General features: G+C 42.1%; 20 protein-coding genes. 12 read left to right on the forward strand and 8 right to left on the reverse strand.

Translation table 11 applies throughout. From position 1 onward, the window contains the following. The first annotated feature begins 63 nt into the window (after positions 1 to 63). The 8 genes from rpoN to BM100_RS23085 all read left to right on the forward strand — a co-directional run bounded on the left by rpoN (position 64) and on the right by BM100_RS23085 (position 6558). A complete protein-coding gene (gene rpoN / locus BM100_RS13580) occupies positions 64 to 1500 on the forward strand; it encodes an RNA polymerase factor sigma-54 (protein WP_092511822.1) in 1437 nt (478 codons plus the stop codon). Between the two features lie 23 nt (positions 1501 to 1523). Then, positions 1524 to 1811, forward strand: coding sequence for a ribosome hibernation promoting factor (gene hpf, locus BM100_RS13585; protein WP_092511825.1), 288 nt, complete (start codon positions 1524 to 1526; stop codon positions 1809 to 1811). Between the two features lie 133 nt (positions 1812 to 1944). Then, entirely contained in the window at positions 1945 to 2412 is a 468-nt protein-coding gene (gene ptsN, locus BM100_RS13590; protein ID WP_092511985.1) for a PTS IIA-like nitrogen regulatory protein PtsN, read from the forward strand. Between the two features lie 85 nt (positions 2413 to 2497). Beyond that, positions 2498 to 3349 carry an RNase adapter RapZ gene (gene rapZ, locus BM100_RS13595; protein ID WP_092511827.1) on the forward strand — a complete coding sequence of 284 codons (852 nt, stop codon included), beginning with the start codon at positions 2498 to 2500 and terminating at the stop codon, positions 3347 to 3349. 83 nt (positions 3350 to 3432) lie between these two features. Beyond that, the gene (npr, locus tag BM100_RS13600) at positions 3433 to 3705 is read left to right on the forward strand and encodes a PTS phosphocarrier protein NPr (RefSeq protein ID WP_092511987.1); all 273 of its coding nucleotides are present in this window, start codon (positions 3433 to 3435) and stop codon (positions 3703 to 3705) included. A gap of 483 nt (positions 3706 to 4188) precedes the next feature. Beyond that, positions 4189 to 5097, forward strand: a complete 909-nt coding sequence (locus tag BM100_RS13605) for a hypothetical protein (protein WP_092511829.1) — start codon at positions 4189 to 4191, stop codon at positions 5095 to 5097. A 22-nt stretch (positions 5098 to 5119) separates the two neighbouring features. Next, positions 5120 to 6418 carry an LLM class flavin-dependent oxidoreductase gene (locus BM100_RS13610; RefSeq protein WP_211284495.1) on the forward strand — a complete coding sequence of 433 codons (1299 nt, stop codon included), beginning with the start codon at positions 5120 to 5122 and terminating at the stop codon, positions 6416 to 6418. Beyond that, entirely contained in the window at positions 6415 to 6558 is a 144-nt protein-coding gene (locus BM100_RS23085; RefSeq protein WP_169924709.1) for an HPr family phosphocarrier protein, read from the forward strand. Before BM100_RS13610 ends, BM100_RS23085 begins: the two co-directional genes overlap by 4 nt. Before the next feature lie 42 nt (positions 6559 to 6600). On the opposite strand, the gene BM100_RS13615 is transcribed toward BM100_RS23085, so the two are convergent. Next, on the reverse strand, positions 6601 to 7596 hold the full coding sequence (locus tag BM100_RS13615; protein ID WP_092511833.1) for a CgnE/CgnB domain-containing protein: 996 nt from the start codon (positions 7594 to 7596) through the stop codon (positions 6601 to 6603). Positions 7597 to 8522: 926 nt separating this feature from the next. Here BM100_RS13615 and alr point away from each other — a divergent pair. Together alr and rnk are read left to right on the forward strand one after the other, a co-directional pair. Next, complete coding sequence (alr, locus tag BM100_RS13620) at positions 8523 to 9755, forward strand: alanine racemase (protein ID WP_092511835.1); 1233 nt, start codon at positions 8523 to 8525, stop codon at positions 9753 to 9755. A 346-nt stretch (positions 9756 to 10101) separates the two neighbouring features. Beyond that, entirely contained in the window at positions 10102 to 10512 is a 411-nt protein-coding gene (rnk, locus tag BM100_RS13625; protein ID WP_092511837.1) for a nucleoside diphosphate kinase regulator, read from the forward strand. Between the two features lie 49 nt (positions 10513 to 10561). Here rnk and pmbA read toward each other — a convergent pair whose 3' ends face one another. After that, positions 10562 to 11905, reverse strand: coding sequence for a metalloprotease PmbA (pmbA, locus tag BM100_RS13630; protein WP_092511839.1), 1344 nt, complete (start codon positions 11903 to 11905; stop codon positions 10562 to 10564). A 198-nt stretch (positions 11906 to 12103) separates the two neighbouring features. Between pmbA and yjgA the strand changes: the two genes are divergently transcribed. Continuing rightward, complete coding sequence (yjgA, locus tag BM100_RS13635) at positions 12104 to 12640, forward strand: ribosome biogenesis factor YjgA (RefSeq protein ID WP_092511841.1); 537 nt, start codon at positions 12104 to 12106, stop codon at positions 12638 to 12640. 76 nt (positions 12641 to 12716) lie between these two features. Here the strand turns inward: yjgA and BM100_RS24080 are convergent, their stop codons facing one another. From BM100_RS24080 to BM100_RS13650, 3 genes are read right to left on the reverse strand one after another with little or no spacing between them, the layout of a single operon-like run. Further along, on the reverse strand, positions 12717 to 12836 hold the full coding sequence (locus BM100_RS24080) for a BBE domain-containing protein (RefSeq protein WP_092511843.1): 120 nt from the start codon (positions 12834 to 12836) through the stop codon (positions 12717 to 12719). Positions 12837 to 12839: 3 nt separating this feature from the next. Then, positions 12840 to 13571, reverse strand: coding sequence for a hypothetical protein (locus BM100_RS13645; RefSeq protein ID WP_139216962.1), 732 nt, complete (start codon positions 13569 to 13571; stop codon positions 12840 to 12842). A gap of 51 nt (positions 13572 to 13622) precedes the next feature. Beyond that, a complete protein-coding gene (locus tag BM100_RS13650) occupies positions 13623 to 14318 on the reverse strand; it encodes an FAD-binding protein (protein WP_092511847.1) in 696 nt (231 codons plus the stop codon). A 489-nt stretch (positions 14319 to 14807) separates the two neighbouring features. Here BM100_RS13650 and BM100_RS13655 point away from each other — a divergent pair, with 489 nt between their 5' ends. Continuing rightward, positions 14808 to 15761: a D-2-hydroxyacid dehydrogenase family protein gene (locus BM100_RS13655; RefSeq protein ID WP_092511849.1), complete on the forward strand. Its 954-nt coding sequence runs from the start codon at positions 14808 to 14810 to the stop codon at positions 15759 to 15761. A 145-nt stretch (positions 15762 to 15906) separates the two neighbouring features. Here BM100_RS13655 and BM100_RS13660 read toward each other — a convergent pair whose 3' ends face one another. The 3 genes from BM100_RS13660 to tldD form a co-directional block, all read right to left on the reverse strand. After that, positions 15907 to 16176, reverse strand: a complete 270-nt coding sequence (locus BM100_RS13660; RefSeq protein WP_092511851.1) for a barstar family protein — start codon at positions 16174 to 16176, stop codon at positions 15907 to 15909. A gap of 32 nt (positions 16177 to 16208) precedes the next feature. Further along, positions 16209 to 16679: a ribonuclease domain-containing protein gene (locus tag BM100_RS13665; RefSeq protein ID WP_092511853.1), complete on the reverse strand. Its 471-nt coding sequence runs from the start codon at positions 16677 to 16679 to the stop codon at positions 16209 to 16211. A gap of 204 nt (positions 16680 to 16883) precedes the next feature. Further along, positions 16884 to 18329: a metalloprotease TldD gene (gene tldD / locus BM100_RS13670; RefSeq protein WP_092511855.1), complete on the reverse strand. Its 1446-nt coding sequence runs from the start codon at positions 18327 to 18329 to the stop codon at positions 16884 to 16886. Between the last annotated feature and the right edge of the window lie 16 nt (positions 18330 to 18345).

Here is an 18345-nt window from a genome sequence, read left to right on the forward strand (position 1 = left end):
ATTTATCTGTCAGGCGCAATTTCAGGGATCATTCAAGCTAGATAAAGGAGAAGTGGTAACGCTATGAAGCAAAGTCTGCAACTCAGGCTCAGTCAGCAATTAACGATGACACCCCAGCTCCAGCAAGCTATCCGTTTGTTGCAACTTTCTACGCTTGAACTTCAGCAAGAAATCCAGCAAGCATTGGAAACCAATCCCTTGCTTGAACAAGATGAGCAGCATAGCGAAGTAGAAAATCAGAATCAATCTGAGAACGACGCTGAAGTCATGGATACCCGGGAAGCGCTTGAACAGCAAGAGATGCCAAAAGAACTGCCCCTGGATACCAGTTGGGACGAAATCTACAGCGCCGGCATACCTTCAGGATCCAGTGACTACTACGCTGATGACTTTCCAGTTTATCAGGGAGAAACCACCCAGACCCTGCAAGATTACCTGACATGGCAGGCGGAACTGACGCCCTTCACTGAAACAGATGCCGCCATTGCCACATCCATCATTGATGCCATTGATGATAGCGGTTATCTGACAGTTTCCGCCGAAGAGATCCTTGCCAGCATCGGTGATGATGAACTCACACTGGAAGAAGTCGAAGCCGTTATCAAGCGCATACAGCATTTTGATCCGATCGGCGTTGCAGCGCGTGATTTACGTGAATGCCTGCTGATTCAAATTGCTATGCTGCCGCCTGAGACAAGTTACCTGAATGAAGCCAAGCTTATTGCCAGCCACTATCTTGAACTACTGGGCAACCGAGACTTTCGTAATTTATTGCGTCAAAGTAAATTAAAAGAAAGTACTCTTAAAGGTGCGATTGATATCATCCAATCACTGGAGCCGAAACCGGGGTTAATGATCAATACTGGCGAATCCGAATATGTGATCCCGGATGTATTGGTACAAAAAGAAAATGAAAGTTGGCAAGTCAGGTTAAATACCGATAGCATTCCTCGTTTGCGTATCAATCAGCATTATGCAGCATTGGGGCAACAGGCCCATAATGAAAGTGACAGCCTGTTTATTCGCAATAATTTGCAGGAAGCCAAGTGGCTGATAAAAAGCCTCGAAAGTCGCAATGAAACATTGTTGAAAGTTGCCGGCTGCATTGTTGAACGGCAACAAGATTTTTTTGAATATGGTGAGGAACACATGAAACCGCTGGTACTGGCTGATATCGCCTACCAGATTGACATGCATGAATCCACCATTTCACGCGTGACAACACAGAAATACCTATATAGTCCACGCGGGATTTTTGAACTGAAATATTTTTTCTCCAGTCACGTCAGTACCGACAGCGGAGGTGAAGCCTCTTCAACGGCAATACGTGCCTTGGTGAAAAAACTCGTTGCGGCAGAAAACCCGGCCAAGCCTCTGAGTGACAGCAAATTGACCAGTATACTGGCGGAACAAGGCATTCAAGTGGCGCGCCGGACTGTCGCAAAATATAGAGAGTCGTTATCCATCCCTCCTTCAAACCAACGTAAAACGCTGGTTTGAGCAACTCAGAGAAGGAAAACACTATGCAACTCAATGTAACAGGCCACAATCTTGAAATCACAGATGCACTGCGCAGCATTGTGCAAACAAAATGCGGAAAACTGGATCAATATTTCGATAAGATTAACCTTATTCAGGTCATCCTCCGAGTGGAAAAAGTGAGTAAAATCGCCGAAGCCACCGTGCACGTTAACGGAGGTGAGTTGCATGCAACCGCAGAACATGAAGATATGTATGCGGCAATTGATGCACTGGCAGATAAACTTGCGCGTCAATTGACCAAACACAAAAGTAAATTGAGACAACATTAACAGCTTTCAGGCAACGGAGCCGTCATAAAATAACCACTGTTCTATCTGTAGCTCCTACTATAGCCCAGTGCATCCATACCAGATGTCCCTCAATCCGACATCTGGTATTTCCAGGCTCTAAGTGAATAAAGAAATGAACAACGAAACAGATTTACCACTAAGCTCAGTACTTTCACCCGAATGTACACGCAACAACGTGCCTTGTTCGAGTAAAAAACGGGCTTTAGAGATTATCAGTGAACTGGCATCCAAACAGCTTGGATTACCGGAAAATACCGTCTTCGAGGCCATTCTTACCCGCGAAAAAGTGGGCACGACTGGTATTGGAAACGGAATTGCTATCCCCCACGGCAAACTTGATAAAGAATGCTCAGATAATGCCGTTGGCGTTTTTTTGCATCTGGAGCAACCTATTACCTTTGATGCTATTGATAATCAACCTGTTGACTTGCTTTTCGCTTTATTGGTGCCATCAGACCAATGCCAAACCCATTTACACTCACTATCATTAATAGCAAAGCGCCTTGCAGATAAAAATCTCTGCCGTCGCCTGCGTTCAGCTCAAAGTGATGAAGAGCTATATAGAATTATTACTGAATAATAAAAAGTTATACTCAAGACATTTCAAGCTGCGGTTTGGAAGACGACAGGTATAATACAATTATAAACATTTAGGGAGTCACCTCATGGTGCTGATGATAGTCAGTGGTCGCTCAGGTTCAGGAAAATCTGTCGCCCTACGTGCACTAGAAGATATGGGCTTCTATTGCGTAGATAATCTACCGGTCGTATTGCTGCCAGAATTGGCAAGCACGCTGGCTGAACGTGATATTTCAGCGGCGGTGAGTATTGATGTCAGAAACATGCCGGAATCACCCGAGGTTTTCGAAGAAGCCCTAACGCAATTGCCTGACAGTTTTTCGCCACAGCTACTGTTCCTCGACGCGGATCGCAATACCCTTATCCGTCGTTACAGTGACACGCGGCGCTTGCATCCACTTTCCAGTAAAAATCTGTCACTGGAAAGTGCGATTGACCAAGAAAGTGACCTGCTGGAACCTCTGCGTTCACGTGCCGATCTGATTATTGATACCTCAGAGATGTCCGTTCATGAACTGGCAGAAATGCTCAGAACACGTTTATTGGGCAAACGGGAACGTGAACTGACTATGGTGTTTGAATCTTTTGGCTTCAAGCATGGTATTCCCATAGATGCAGACTATGTTTTCGACGTGCGCTTCCTACCGAACCCCCATTGGGATCCGAAATTACGCCCAATGACAGGATTAGATCGCCCTGTCGCCGCATTTTTGGATCGCCATACCGAAGTGCACAACTTTATCTACCAGACCCGCAGCTATCTAGAACTTTGGTTGCCCATGCTGGAAACCAATAACCGCAGTTACCTGACCGTAGCGATTGGCTGTACGGGTGGTAAACACCGTTCCGTTTATGTTGCAGAGCAATTGGCTGATTATTTTCGCTCGCGCGGTAAAAATGTGCAGTCACGTCACCGCACACTGGAAAAACGTAAGTAATATAAGCAATTGCTTTGAAGGCGATTGCTTTAAAAACTGTTGATTCAAAAACAGTTGATTCAAAGACAAGCGATAAACACAGCATGACAGTCAAACAACGGCTTGAAATTAAAAATCGGCTTGGTATGCATGCCAGACCTGCAATGAAACTGCATGACCTTGTGCAGCAGTTTCAATCGCAGGTTATTCTGCGCAATGGCAATAATATCCAAGCCGAAGCCAGTAGTGTGATTGCCATGCTGATGCTAGATTCTGAACAAGGTAGCTGCATTGAAGTTGAAGCAACCGGAGTGGATGAACAACAAGCGCTGGCCGCTATTGTTGATCTATTCAATTCTGGTTTCGACGAAGATTAACCTGTTCCGTCAAAATCATCATCTTCCATTAAAAACGTTATTGCCCTTCAAAAACATTACATTCCGTTAAAAATACACCTCGAATCCGTCACCAAACTTCCAGTATTTTCGAGTTATGATATAAAAAAACAATATTTATAACTAACTTGAATATCAAAAGAGTGAATATTTGCGGCTTTCTTGATACATCTCACACAAATCAGTAACTTATTCTATTTATACTCATTTTACTCCAATATATCAGACTGGAACGCTGACCAATCGGCATAAACCAGTTTAACATATCAAAATTGGAAGATACTTTCATATTTATTAAATATTCATTACAGCTAAACATTCATCTTTATTTATAACGATCTTATAAGGTGCCTTAACCGAGATATTATCCCTTGCCAATTAGCAATGGTAATCATCGTGTAAAAAAAATATTTATTTTCCATTTAAGTAAATACATTAACTTTTATTACAGACAGCAATAACCATATGAAAAAAAAATTAACAGAAAAATTAACAACGATAAAAAAAGAAAAAATAAAAACGGAACGTAATTTCGGGAATAATTTAAAAGAACTCATTAATCACCATCTTGATTGTGCTGAAAAAGACTGGCAACAAGTCCGGCATAATTTCAATGAATGCACTATATCACCGGATGATATTAATGATCTTAATCGTCAATCTATAGATGGTGAATCGATAAGCGATGAATATATAACTGATGGTTCTATAAATAGCATTGGCAAGAATATTGTTTCTGAACCAATAAGCTCTTTTCCACCTTCTTATTACAGACATGCAAATAATATTGAATCCACATTAAAAAAAGAGATGATAGAAACGCTTATCCCCGGCTATCCATTTTTAGAAAATAATAAACCCGAAGTCGGTGAATTCGTGGCATTCATGATGGATATGAGGAATTCCAGCTCCAGCTTTAAACAGTATTCCACTTCTCCCATTATAGAATGCGGATTACAAAAAATTTTCTATGAAACATCTTCATTGATTCCGGCAATTACTTATACCGCAGCACAAGAAGGTGGGAAAGTAACAGAATTATTGGGGGACGGGGCATTAATTTTATTTCACATTAAACCGGGCAATCTCATTAATGTAATCAATAGGGCTTATGTGGCCGCCGAAATATGCATTAATAATACAATGCATCACGTTAATGATATTTTATGGCAGCGATATAAATTTCCGCCATTAAAAATCGGGATCGGGCTGTCTTATGGCTCTGCCATTATTAAGGTCATGAACGTCAGCGGGTATCACCCTAAAGTCATAGGTCAATGTGTTTGGGAAGCCGCCAAATTAAGTAATGGCGAAAATACAATAGGATTATCAAAAGAAATAGAGGAAATATTAAATTTAACTAAAGCATATTGATATTTAGTAAATAGGAAATCTTATGTCCAGTACAAGAATAATGCATCTTAACTGTCATATTGTCGGAGTCGGCCAGCATCCTGCTGGATGGAGAACCCAAAAAGATACCCAAGCCTTTATAAATCCCCATTTTTATCAAAAAATAGCAAAGTTAGCAGAATTAGGTAAATTTGACGCCTTGTTCTTTTCTGATTCACTCGCTTTGCACGGACACGCCCACGGCCCTTCACAAATGTTAGATCCCCTGATTGTCTCGGCATCACTTTTACCAGTCACAAAACACATTGGGTTTATCTGTACCGCATCAACGACCTTTAGTGATCCATTTATTTTAGCGAGGCAGTTTTTGACCTTAGATCATCTCAGTCATGGTCGAATGGGTTGGAACGCCGTTACGACATACAATCCAGCCGCCTCAAAGAATTTTGGCAAAACATCGCTGCCCAGCGCATCAGAACGCTACACACGGGCAGAAGAATTCGTTCAGGTTGCGATTAAATTATGGCGAAGTTGGGAGAAAGACGCGCTGGTTGCAAATGCCAAAAGTGGTGTGTTTGCCGACCCCAGCAAGGTCAATAGCATTGACCACCACGGGCAATACTACGCCGTAAAAGGACCTTTGACACTTCCCCGCAGCCCCCAAGGGATCCCGCTTCTGGTTCAGTCCGGCTCATCTGAAGCAGGCCAGGAAATGGCAACTAAATATGCTGATGTTGTCTTTACTTCACAGACCTCTTTCGAGCGGGCAAAACATTTTTATCACCAGATGAAAACGAAAGTGAAAACCAAAAAGCGCAGCGAAAATTCACTGAAAATTTTGCCGGGCTTGTTCCCTGTCATCGGCTCAACACTGGCGGAAGCACAAGCAAGAAAAGCAAGAATGGATGAACTCAGAAATGTGGATGAAGATATTATCATGTTGTCGCGGCAACTAGGGCTGGAACCTGATGACCTGAAATTACACCAACCGTTGCCTTATCACCTCATAGAAAAATCATCCAAGGATATCATTTCCAAGGGATTCTCATCAGAAATAATCAAGTTGGCCCGAGCCGGCAATCTCACTGTTTATCAGCTTATTTTGCAAAATATGGGAATGCACCGAATGGTGCTGGGAACCCCCGAAATGATCGCTGATGATATGGAAAAATGGTTTTTAGAAAATGCTGCCGATGGGTTTAATCTGAATTTTGATGCGTTTCCGGATGCGCTTCAAGTGATGGTCGAACACGTTATTCCCTTATTGCAAAAAAGGAACCTCTTTCGGTTCGACTATACAGAACACACCATCCGAGAACGCTTTGGCGTAGCGTGTGAATGACTTATGACAAAGACAGCCGTTTAAACATAGTAAATAAAGCCCGTGGTGTGATTACCATGTGGATACCGGATTCCTTTCAAGGCAGCTGGATTGAAGTTGAAGCAACCGGCGCAGATGAAAACCAGCGCTGGCCGCTATGATTGATCTGGTTTTGGTGACGACTCGCGCTTGCCATGCGAAATTTATTGGGGATAAAACCGATTATTTTGAATCTGAATATTCTCATCAAAAGATAACGTCCCACCTTGAACGATTAAATCTAAATGATGGCTGCCGATTGCCCCACCGCCTAATCCAAGGTGCAAACCGGGATGTCGCTCTTCAAAGCCGGCATTTAATCCATAAAGCCGTTTAACGCCGCAATTGGTGCCGATACCAAACTCTTCAATCACACTATTGCTTGGGTTAGCAGATAGATATTTATCAAAATCTTGAGAGAAATTGTGATCATGGCATTCAAAATCAATGATTTTGCTATTTTTGACTGTCATTTTAAAAAAATCTTTTACGACGCCATACTTAATGGCAAAGGGGACTGTACTGAGAAAAGTGCCGCTGAATATAATATCACCTTCCAAGTTATGGAACTTTGTTGCAATTTCCCCCGGCGTTAAATCATAGTTTCCTGTACCATCTATAGAAGTCCATGACTGGTTTTCGCTCATTGTTGCAACTAATGAATAATCATTTTTTTGTTTAAAAATAACTTGCTTACTTATTACTGCATTAGCGATTAATAATTTATTTCTATTTTTAATGGCACTGATATCTTCGGAAAAAGAGTCATAAAAATGATTGCTGTAATCTTTAAACAAGATGGATTTATTCCAATATTTCTGCATTATCTTTTTTATTGGAGGAAGAAATTCCGGGCCGGCAGAGCTAAATGGTTTTAATGTTGATGAAAGATAGAAAAATATAAAAACATCACATTTCTCAATCTGTTCAGTTAAAATACCTGATGGCGTTTCATTAAGTGACACAGAACAAATATCCAATAACGGCAATGTATCAGAAACCTTGATAATATTTTTTACAATATTTTTATGATTTACATCCCACCCAATCAACAAGTGAATAATCTCTGCATTATCTGCTTTTTCCTTGACGGCAGGATGGTTAAATAAACAAGATAACATATTTCTTATACTGTTGTTTTCTTTATCAGTTAATTGCATGATAACCTCATAACTATAACTTCATAATTAATGGCAGGAAATAATAATAAATTAATCATAAACGAATTTATCCAGCCACATAATTACCAATGACTCAATACTTATTTCAAATTAACTCATTAATTTGAAATTCTTTGGGTAACATTGGGAATATGCAGCTGGGATTAGCATGTTACTATTATAATATCTTAACTATAGAAGATTTAAACAGGCCACATAGAAGTCCCGAATGGAACGACTGCTTTTTCCTGCATAATTTCAACTGCCTCTACAAAAGTTTCTTCTTCAAGCCATTCATTTAAATCAATATTGCTGTTTTCCATAGTTACCTCTTTCTATTTTTAGAACTAGATGAAATAGAGAATCTCTTTAAAGAGTTTGTTTTGGAGTTTGTAATTTAAAAGTGACTGAAATAACATTATTAACAACACAGAATTACCACCAAAACAGAATAAATGTATACCACGATATTTAAATAAACGTTCAATAAACAGACTATTTAATTTTTACGAAACCATTTTGTGAAACTATGATGTTTCAGATAATCTCTCACATCACCCATAAACTTCCATTACTTGATTAAATTTCTGGTGAATAAATTAATGTCTATTCAAAACATCCTATGGTCATTTTCCAAATATTTTCTAAAATACCGCCATCAAATTCTATTTCAGTCTAAATATAGTAGTGTTATCTTCTATTACTCTGTCATTCAACGCTCAGGGCCAGAATATTATTAACACACTAACTAATAAATTTAGTTAGGAATAAATAATATTATGCCACTTACAAATATTCCCCTTATTACAGTTTAAGTAACCTCAAATAATAATTAAATGCATGAACAATTTGGAAAATACTTATCATTTAGGGGTAGTTATACACACATTTATATATAAACAGATCTGAGTTTGGAGACTTATTTCATGAATTTTAATAGGACAGTACTCACTGTCGTTCTTGGCCTAATTTTGTGCCAAGGCGTAGCTCAAGCAGCTCCAACACTTTCTTTAAATAACACGCAAGCAGAAAGCATTGCACAAAACAACAACGCTTGGGTTGAAATCAATACCGAGATTTTTGAAAACAATATCCACACACTACAAAAAAAACTGAATAAAGGCACTAAAATGTGTGCGGTTTTGAAAGGTGATGCTTATGGTCATGGTATTGGTTTGTTGATGCCATCCATCATTAAAACTGGCGTACCCTGTGTAGGAATCACCAGTAACGAAGAAGCTCGCATTGTGCGTGAAAGCGGCTTCAAAGGTCAGCTTATCCGTATCCGCACAGCCGACGTGAGAGAAATTGAAAGCACACTGGGCTATGATATGGAAGAGATGGTTGGCGATCTGGAACAGGCGCAGGCTGTTGATGCCTTGGCTAAAAAACACGGCAAACAACTGCGTGTGCACCTGGTACTGAACACCGGCCTGATGAGCCGCAATGGTCTGGAAATGAAGACCGAACAAGGTAGGCAAGACGCATTGAAAATCGTTCAGTTGCCTAACCTGAAACTGGTCGGCATGATGAGCCACCATGCTCTTACCGATCTGAATGTCATTCGTACAAGCATCAAAAATTTCAAAGAACAAACTTCTTGGTTGATCAAAACTGCCAAACTGAACCGAGATGACATCACTTTGCATGCATCAAGTTCTTTTGCATCCGCCAGCATCCCGGAAGCCCAGTTCGATATGGTACGCGTTGGTAGCGCACTTTACGGCGCCCTGAGTGACAGCCATCCAGAATATAAGCCGTTGATCGCGTTAAAAACCCGTGTTGTTTCTGTGAAATCATATCCAAAAGGCAATGGCGTCAGCTACGACAACACATACATCCTCAAGCGTGATTCCAAACTCGCCAACCTGCCTGTTGGTTTCTCTGACGGTGTCAGTTCCACTCTGTCAAACAAGGCTTATGTTCTGATCAACGGACACCGTGCACCAATTGTCGGCCTCATTTCCATGAACACCACCATGGTCGACGTGACGGATCTGCCCGATGTGAAAGCCGGTGATGAAGTTGTCATTTTCGGTAAGCAAAAGAATGAGGAAATCACTCAGTCTGATATTCAGAAATGGAGTGGTATGCACATTGTTGAACTGACTTCCATTTGGGGAGAAACCAACCCGAAAATCACGGTGAAAGCACGTTAATTCACAGTGCCATACCCTATGAATTTCGAATTACACCAAGCAAGGCGGCAAGAGAATCCCCCAAAGCATAGATAACCGTATATTTATACAAACGGTGATCGGGGTGAATGCGTGCTGCCAATAAAGGGGTAATCAGGAAGGCAGTGGGTATGAATGATATCGAATTATTCTTATAACTGGTGGTTAGCAACCTTTTCACATTAAAAACACAAAACAGTTCGTGATCATGATCTCTTTATTTTCACGCCAGAACAGCCTAATATCATTTTAAACACTTTGAAAATAACACCCCCCCTCCTTGTGACGTGGGGTGTTATTTTGTATTGAGTCTAATTTGGAGCGTGGTATGAAAAAACCTAAAATTATCATCAATGAACTGGATGCAGAACGTTTAGATTCTCTGTTGGAACAGCCTGCGTTTGCTAATACCAGCATCGCAGATGCCTTGAATGAAGAGCTGGATAGAGCGGAAATCGTGCCTCCGGTTGATATTCCGGCTGATGTTGTCACCATGAATAGTGAAATTCGCTTTATCGATTTGGGCAGCAATGAAGAGCGCATTCGCACACTGGTCTATCCGGCATCCCTGAAAGACAGCACGAAACATCTGTCAGTCATGGCTCCTTTGGGTGCCGCACTTTTGGGTCTTCGGGTCAATGCCGAGATTACGTGGGAATTACCAAACGGTGAAAAAACCCGCATAAAAGTATTAGAAATACTTTACCAACCAGAAGCTGCAGGTGAATATCACCGCTAATTCCAGCCAGCTCAGTTAGACCGAACTGGCTGCTGTTGATTGAGTATCCCTATTGACCGGCGATACTCATTTCCGGCAGCAACACCGAACCACACTGAATATTGCTGCGTGTTTCGATATCATTGCCAATTGTGACCATATTCGCCCACATATCTTTCAGATTGCCTGCGATGGTGATTTCACTGACGGGATATTGGATCTCGCCATTTTCGACCCAGAAACCGGATGCACCGCGGGAATAATCCCCCGTCACCGCGCTGACGCCTTGCCCCATCAATTCGGTGACAATCAAGCCGGTACCCATTTCACGCAACAAACCGTCAAAATCCAACCCTTGGCCTGCAATATGCCAGTTATGAATTCCTCCGGCGTGACCGGTGTTCACCATTCCCAGCTTACGGGCAGAATAGGAAGTCAGCAGCCAAGTCTGCAAAATCCCTTCTTTGACAATATCACGTGACGTAGTACGCACACCTTCGCTGTCAAATGGGGTGGAAGCCAGACCGCGCAATAAATGCGGCTGCTCTGTAATGGTCAGCCATGAAGGCAGGATCGGTTTGCCCAGGCTATCCAACAAGAAAGAAGACTTACGGTAAATGCTGCTGCCGCTGATCGCGCCGACCAAATGGCCGAATAACCCTGTCGCGACTTCCGCAGAGAAAATCACCGGCGCTTTCATCGTTGGTAACTTACGCGCCCCAAGACGTGAAAGCGTACGGCGGGCACATTCCTGACCAACCCACTCCGGCGATTTCAACTCATCAAAATGGCGGCTCACCGTATAAGCGTAATCACGCTCCATGTTGCCATCTTGTTCAGCGATCACACAGCTAGACATTGAGTGGCGACTTGAGCAGTAACTTTGCAGCATGCCATGACTATTGCCAAATACCCGAATACCATAATGGCTGTTGAAACTGCCACCTTCGGTATTGGTAATGCGTTCATCAGCCTGCAACGAGGCTTGTTCAGCGCGCGCAGCCAACTCAATGGCCATGTCTGCATTCAGGTCAGCGGGATGGAAAAGATCCAGCTCCGGTGCCTCAAATGCCAATAATTCCTTATCGGCCGGGCCGGCATAAGGATCGGGAGACGTATAGCGAGCGATATCAATGGCGGCCTGAACAGTACGGGCAATGGCTTCAGGACTCAAATCTGTTGAGGAAGCACTGCCTTTGCGCTGCTGGTGGTAAACCGTGATCCCTAGCGCCCCATCGCTGTTGAATTCAACATTTTCGACTTCACTGAAACGGGTACTGACGCTAATTCCCGTGGTTTTATTGACCGCGACTTCCGCAGCATCACAACCGGACTTCGCTAATTCCAGAGCATGGGCAACTGCATCTTCCAGTTGCTTGCGTTGCTCCGCGATTTGTTGATTAGTGACTATCATTAATTAACCGTAATCCATTGAATTAAAGATGAAATTCGTCAGAAAAAATGCCTTATGCCGGTTCATCGCATTAATGCCGAGTGGTAATCAGGCAATTTTCCCAGTTACAATACACAATATTAGGATGTTAACACCCACCGGACGATAGGTCATTCTCCAAAACGCACCTTACCCGGCCTTTTTAGAAGGAAAACGATTATGGCAAAGCAGCCTGAAGATTGGCTCGACAATTATCCTGCTGAAGAGGAAGAAGAAGAGATAATTTGGGTCAGCAAAAGTGAAATTAAGCGGGATGCTGAAATACTGAAAAAACTGGGAATGGAATTGGTTGAGCTTAGTAAAAGCCAACTGGAACGGATCCCGCTGGATGAAGATTTGCTGGCCGCCATTGAATTGGCGCAGAAAATCAAACGTGAAGGTCGCCGCCGCCAATTGCAGTTGATTGGTAAACTGCTCCGTGCCCGTGATCCTGAACCGATCACCATTGCGCTGGATAAGCTGAAAAACCGTCACAATCAGCAAGTCGTTATTTTGCACAAGCTGGAAGAGCTGCGCGATAAACTGCTCGAAACGGATGATGCTTTCGACGAAGTTATTGCGCTGTACCCGCATACAGATCGCCAACAACTTCGCACTCTGGTTCGCAATGCGAAAAAAGAGAAGGAGGCTAACAAGCCGCCGAAATCTTACCGTCAGATTTTTCAATATTTGAAAGAATTATCTGAAACAGAATGACAGAAAACCTATCTGGCATAGGAAACTCATCTGGCATTCAGTTCAATGACAAACCGCCCTTTTCAGGGCGGTTTACTCAATCATCATGTGACGTTAAAGGAATCGACATTTCATGCCGGAATATATTCTCTTTATCAAAGTATTTTTTCACCGCAATTAATTCTTTTGAAATTTCGTCTCCGTAATACAGTTCCATCCATCAGGGATCGACAATCAGATGTGTGTCATCAACATATTTCATGTCAGTATCTGGATAATTTATATAGCATCCCTGATAGGGGGTATCTGCACCATTATATTTCTCATAAGGTTTACCTCCATATTCTACAAAACCTTCGCTGTAAATATGATAAATCCAATCTTTGCAACTTTGGGCATGTTCAGGATCTTTCCAATAGACTTGAAACTGCCATTTAAGTAGTGAATTCCTTTGATAAACGGAAGTTTGATTATCCTTATTCACGCTATTGATGCAGCCACCATAAGAATCTATTTGCACTAATGGTTTTACTTGTTTTATATGAGAGATAGGATCAGTTAAGCTAAAATACATATTCATTGCAGTATTATCTGAAATTTTTCCTTTTTGATATATTGACTTATATTTTCCATACTGATTATCGCCAGAACCATTAATGCTTTGTGTCAAATACAACCAATCCATAGCCATAACAGGAGGTTTTATCTGATTAGTATTAGGATCAAAAAAATCACTCAATAAAACACCATTTGATTGTGAGGGAGATGCGCCATATACAGAATATAAATTCATTGTTTGATAAGTATAGAGTTTATTATTTGCAGCCTTATTCATGGTTTCAATAAAATCTAGCAGAGGGCCATCATTCACACCTTCCTTATAATGACCATTTTTATCCGTATATTGTACAATGAGATCAATATTTCCTGTACAACTATGGTTCATTTTCAATAATGAAAACAATCCCCCATTGCATTTATTTTCATCATTGTCATTCCAATATTAGTCATTCTCTTTAAACCATAAAAAATAAGCGTCCAATAATTTTTTTAACGCTAAATAATTATGAATATCCTTCCAGTTATAGGTTAATACTATAATGCCTGCTGTACTTGGCGCATCTGGAAGATTTTTAAAATAATAATTCAGTATTATGCCAAAATTACCACCACCTGAACCACAACAAGCCTTGAACAGCTTTTTATCATTGGCATCCTGACTATCTTGGCTCACATGCATAATCTTAAACAGATCCTTGTCATCAGGTACGATGATATCAATACCTGAAAGCCAATCAACCGTTAACCCTTGCTTTCTGGAAAGCAGCCCATAACCTCCTCCCGTTATATGTCCGCCTAATCCAACCGAATAACAAGATCCTCCGGGTATTGTTTTTCCTGATAATTTATAAAGTGCTAAATAACTGTCCCAATTTTGATTTCCTGCTGCAATTTTAAATTTATAATTTGTTTTATCTTTATCATATTTAGATGTAATCTTTTCATTCTGATCGTATTCAATACCTGTCATCAACCCAATATCAATAATCACAGTATCTTGTAGCTTCTCATTATGCTTGAAATTGTTATTGCTTACAAAACCTTCATAGCAATGACCGCCGCTACGAACAGTGATTCTTCTTCCTTCCAGGTAAGCTTTTTGCGCAGTAGCAAGAATATCTTGTTCATTATTGCAAATAGAAACGCCGAAAACATCATTATCTTTATCAGGTCAGCGAAGATTAAATTCTTTTTTCAATGTATTAAATCTAATATCATTTTTAGTTATATAATTATCTGCCATGCTAACCTCCAATATAGGTAAGATTTTTATTTATTAATCATGAAATAAAAACATAAGCACTCTTATTTAATTAAGACGTTAAGCAACGCATCGCTGCCATTTGAATAAATAATATAAGAAAAATAACTATCTATCTGAAATTATAACTAAAATTTAGCTATCTAAATTAATACAATGATAACTTTTAAAACTAAAGGGCCTATTTTACCAAAAAATCATTTAAATTTATTATATCAGGTTGACTCAGATTCATAAGTTGGATTTAATGTTGCTCAATTGTAAAATTTATAATGTAAATCAAATGAGTGGATACCCTACTACATGATGTAACTCTTACTTTATCAATCCACTCTATCCAAATAAAAATATAAAGGATATCTCATAATGCCATTAGTTATTATTCCGGATGATTATCAGAAAGCCACAAAACAAATTCAAGCATTATACCAAAACAGTGATTTTGAAGTCGTTTGCCTCGGGGATTTGAATAGTGATCCGAAAGCAGAAGCACTGTTGTCTAAAGCTGACGCGCTAATCCTGATCCGGGAAAGAACCCTCATTGATGAGAAATTCTTGTCCAAGGCTCCCAATTTAAAACTGATAAGCCAGACAGGAAAGGTGGCATACAATATCGATCTGGCATTATGTAAACAACGGGGCATTGCCGTTGTTGAAGGTTCTGGCTCGCCCGTTGCCGCAGCAGAATTAACTTGGCTGCTGATTCAAAGTTCCATTCGCAGGTTTACTCCTTCTGTCGAAGCCATGAAAAAAGGTCAATGGCAAACGGAATTTGGCGATACTGTTGCAGGCAAAACACTGGGGATCGTCGGTTATGGCAAGATAGGTCAACTTGTTGCCAAATATGCACAAGCATTTGATATGAAAGTACAGGTCTGGGGATCTGAGCGCGCCCAAAACCAAGCCCGTCAGGAAGGATTACTCGTTCCTGATTCCCGTGAAGCGTTTTTCCAAACGTCAGATGCCATTACAGTGCATCAACGGTTAGTCAAAGAAACGACGGGCAATATTACATTTTCCGATCTGACACACATGAAGCCGACAGCAGTATTCATCAATACCGCCCGCTCTGGGTTGGTAGAAAAAGGCGCGTTGGAAAAAGCCCTCGACTTGGGCACACCCGGCTTTGCCGCACTGGATGTTTTTGACAGTGAACCGATTTGGGATACAGAGCATCCTTTATTAAAACGGGATAACGTGCTTTGCAGCCCGCATATCGGCTATGTCACCAAGAGCTGTTATGACATCTATTTTGAAAGCGCCTTTAAGAATGTTGAAAAATATTTTTCCGGTGATGAAAGTCACGTGATCAATAAATAAAATTCATTGTTACTTTATTCCTCATTTTTTCTTTATTAAAAGTGGGGAATCATGTTGTGTGGAAAACGGTTGTTACGGAGAAAAGCGTTGCTGCGGAAAGACTCCCCACGCCAACAAGATGAGGAGCCGCAATCGGGGATAAAACTCAATTGATGATATTAAAGCGCAATTCCCCTTCCAGCTCTTCTTCCGCCTCTTCAAACAACAACACCAACGACGCAAAACGCGCTCGTTTCTGCGCGGTTAAGTGGATAAAGTTAATCTCTGCCGGTAACGCTATGGCACCCGTCACTGCGTCCCACAGCGCGTCCAGATTATCTCCGAAATCATCCCCAAGGCTGAAGCACACTTTGAATTTACGATAGAAAGTGGCTAAGTCAGGGATCTGGTCAAAATCAAATTCCGCCTTTTTCATACCATCATTCCAGTATTGTCATTCCAATATCATCATTCTAATCGGGTGAAGTTTTTGTAGTGATCAACCGTCAGGTAAATCAGGCCATCATTAGAATAAAGCAACCGATCACTGCCCCTGTGCCCACACCGATAATTCACGTCCGCTTCAAACCACTTACGCCCATGTTCTGACGGTAATTTGCTTTCACGGTTCGAAAATGTATCGCCGCCAATCGCCCTGCCCGGCAAAACATCACATAAATTGCCCTGACGTGCTTCCCAGCCAAGGCGGCGCGCCTGTTTCTTCGTGATGTAGTAATCAGGCAATTTATGGTGCTGCCGGAGATAGCCTGACACTCGATTTTGTTCGGTCAGAACATCAATTCGCTGGGACGATGCATTCTCTGAGGCCACAATATTCTGTGATGATTTATCTGTACCAAACGGTATTATCCCTTTGGTAAAGGCGCCATACACCACAGCCAGAATCATTAATACAACCGCTAGCATGCTTTTTTTCATGATGACCTCAACCTATTTATTCTATACCCAATGGATTTCAAGTTGCATTGCAGCGGCAAGGGAACGAATTTGCCCAATCAGGGGCTGCTCACCAGTGAGAGGCGGTAGCCTCTCAGTCATCCCCGGAAACATAGAGAACGATGTCACCGGGCTGAATGAATGCAGACAACTTGAAAGACGAAGGGTCTATGCTTCAAGAAATTATTAGGCTGTCCCACCAACAGTCAGGTTATCCAGTTTCAAGGTTGGTTGCCCAACACCCACCGGAACACTTTGGCCTTCCTTACCACAAACACCCACACCTTTGTCGAGAGCCAAATCATTTCCAACCATCGAAATTTGTTGCATAGCTTCAATGCCAGAACCAATCAATGTTGCGCCTTTCACTGGTTTGGTAATTTTGCCGTTTTCAATCAAATAGGCTTCTGATGTTGAGAAAACAAACTTACCGGAAGTGATATCGACCTGACCACCACCAAAATTCGGGGCATACAGTCCATTATCAACACTCGCGATAATTTCTTCCGGTGTAGAGTGACCCGCCAGCATATAAGTATTGGTCATACGCGGCATCGGCAGATGCGCATAAGATTCACGACGGCCATTCCCTGTTGGTGCCACACCCATCAAGCGCGCATTGAGCTTATCCTGCATGTAGCCTTTCAGAATGCCATTTTCGATCAATACGTTGTATTGCCCCGGAACACCTTCATCATCGATAGCCAATGAACCACGACGCCCCTCAATTGTGCCGTCGTCTACCACAGTACACAGCTCAGAAGCCACTTGCTGCCCGATCTGGCCGGAGAAAACGGAAGTTCCACGACGGTTGAAATCACCTTCCAAACCATGTCCCACGGCTTCATGCAGTAGCACACCCGGCCAACCTGCGCCCAATACAACTGGCATGGCGCCCGCAGGTGCCGCGACTGCCGATAAGTTGATCAGGGCCATGCGAACCGCTTCACGGGCAAATTGTTCTGCCAGCGTTTGGCCGTCTTCCGTTTGCAGGAAATATTCGTAACCGTAACGTGCGCCACCGCCGCTGCCGCCACGCTCACGCTTGCCATTGTCTTCCACCAATACACTGACGGAAAGGCGAACCAGTGGACGGATATCCGCAGCCAGTGTGCCGTCGGTCGCTGCCACCAGCACTTGTTCATAGACACCGCTCAGGCTGGCATTCACTTCTTGCACGCGGGGATCTTCTGCCCGTGCAATTTGATCCACCCGATGCAGCAACGCGATTTTTTCCTCGCGGCTCATGCTCTGCAAAGGATCAAGCGCCGGATAAAGGGCTTTGTTCGTGACCGCCCCCAAAGTATGGGCAACGCCATTACCCATTTCTCTTACGATGCTGCGTGCTGCCAGCGCACTTTGATTCAGCGCGTTCAAAGTAATTTGATCCGCGTAAGCAAACCCGGTTTTTTCCCCGCTGACTGCACGAACACCGACGCCCTGATCAATATTATAGGAGCCATCTTTGATGATGCGGTCTTCCAGCACCCATGTTTCATGGTAGCTCGATTGGAAATAGAGATCTGCATAGTCCAGACGGCGTTCCGCCAATTGACCCAGAACAGAAAATAAATCTTGATGATTCAGATTGTTAGCAGCCAGTAAATGTTCACTGACATAAGTTAAACTCATAGTGATTACTCTTTAC

Source organism: Xenorhabdus mauleonii (assembly GCF_900113945.1).
In the GTDB taxonomy this organism is placed as follows: Bacteria; Pseudomonadota; Gammaproteobacteria; order Enterobacterales; family Enterobacteriaceae; genus Xenorhabdus; species Xenorhabdus mauleonii.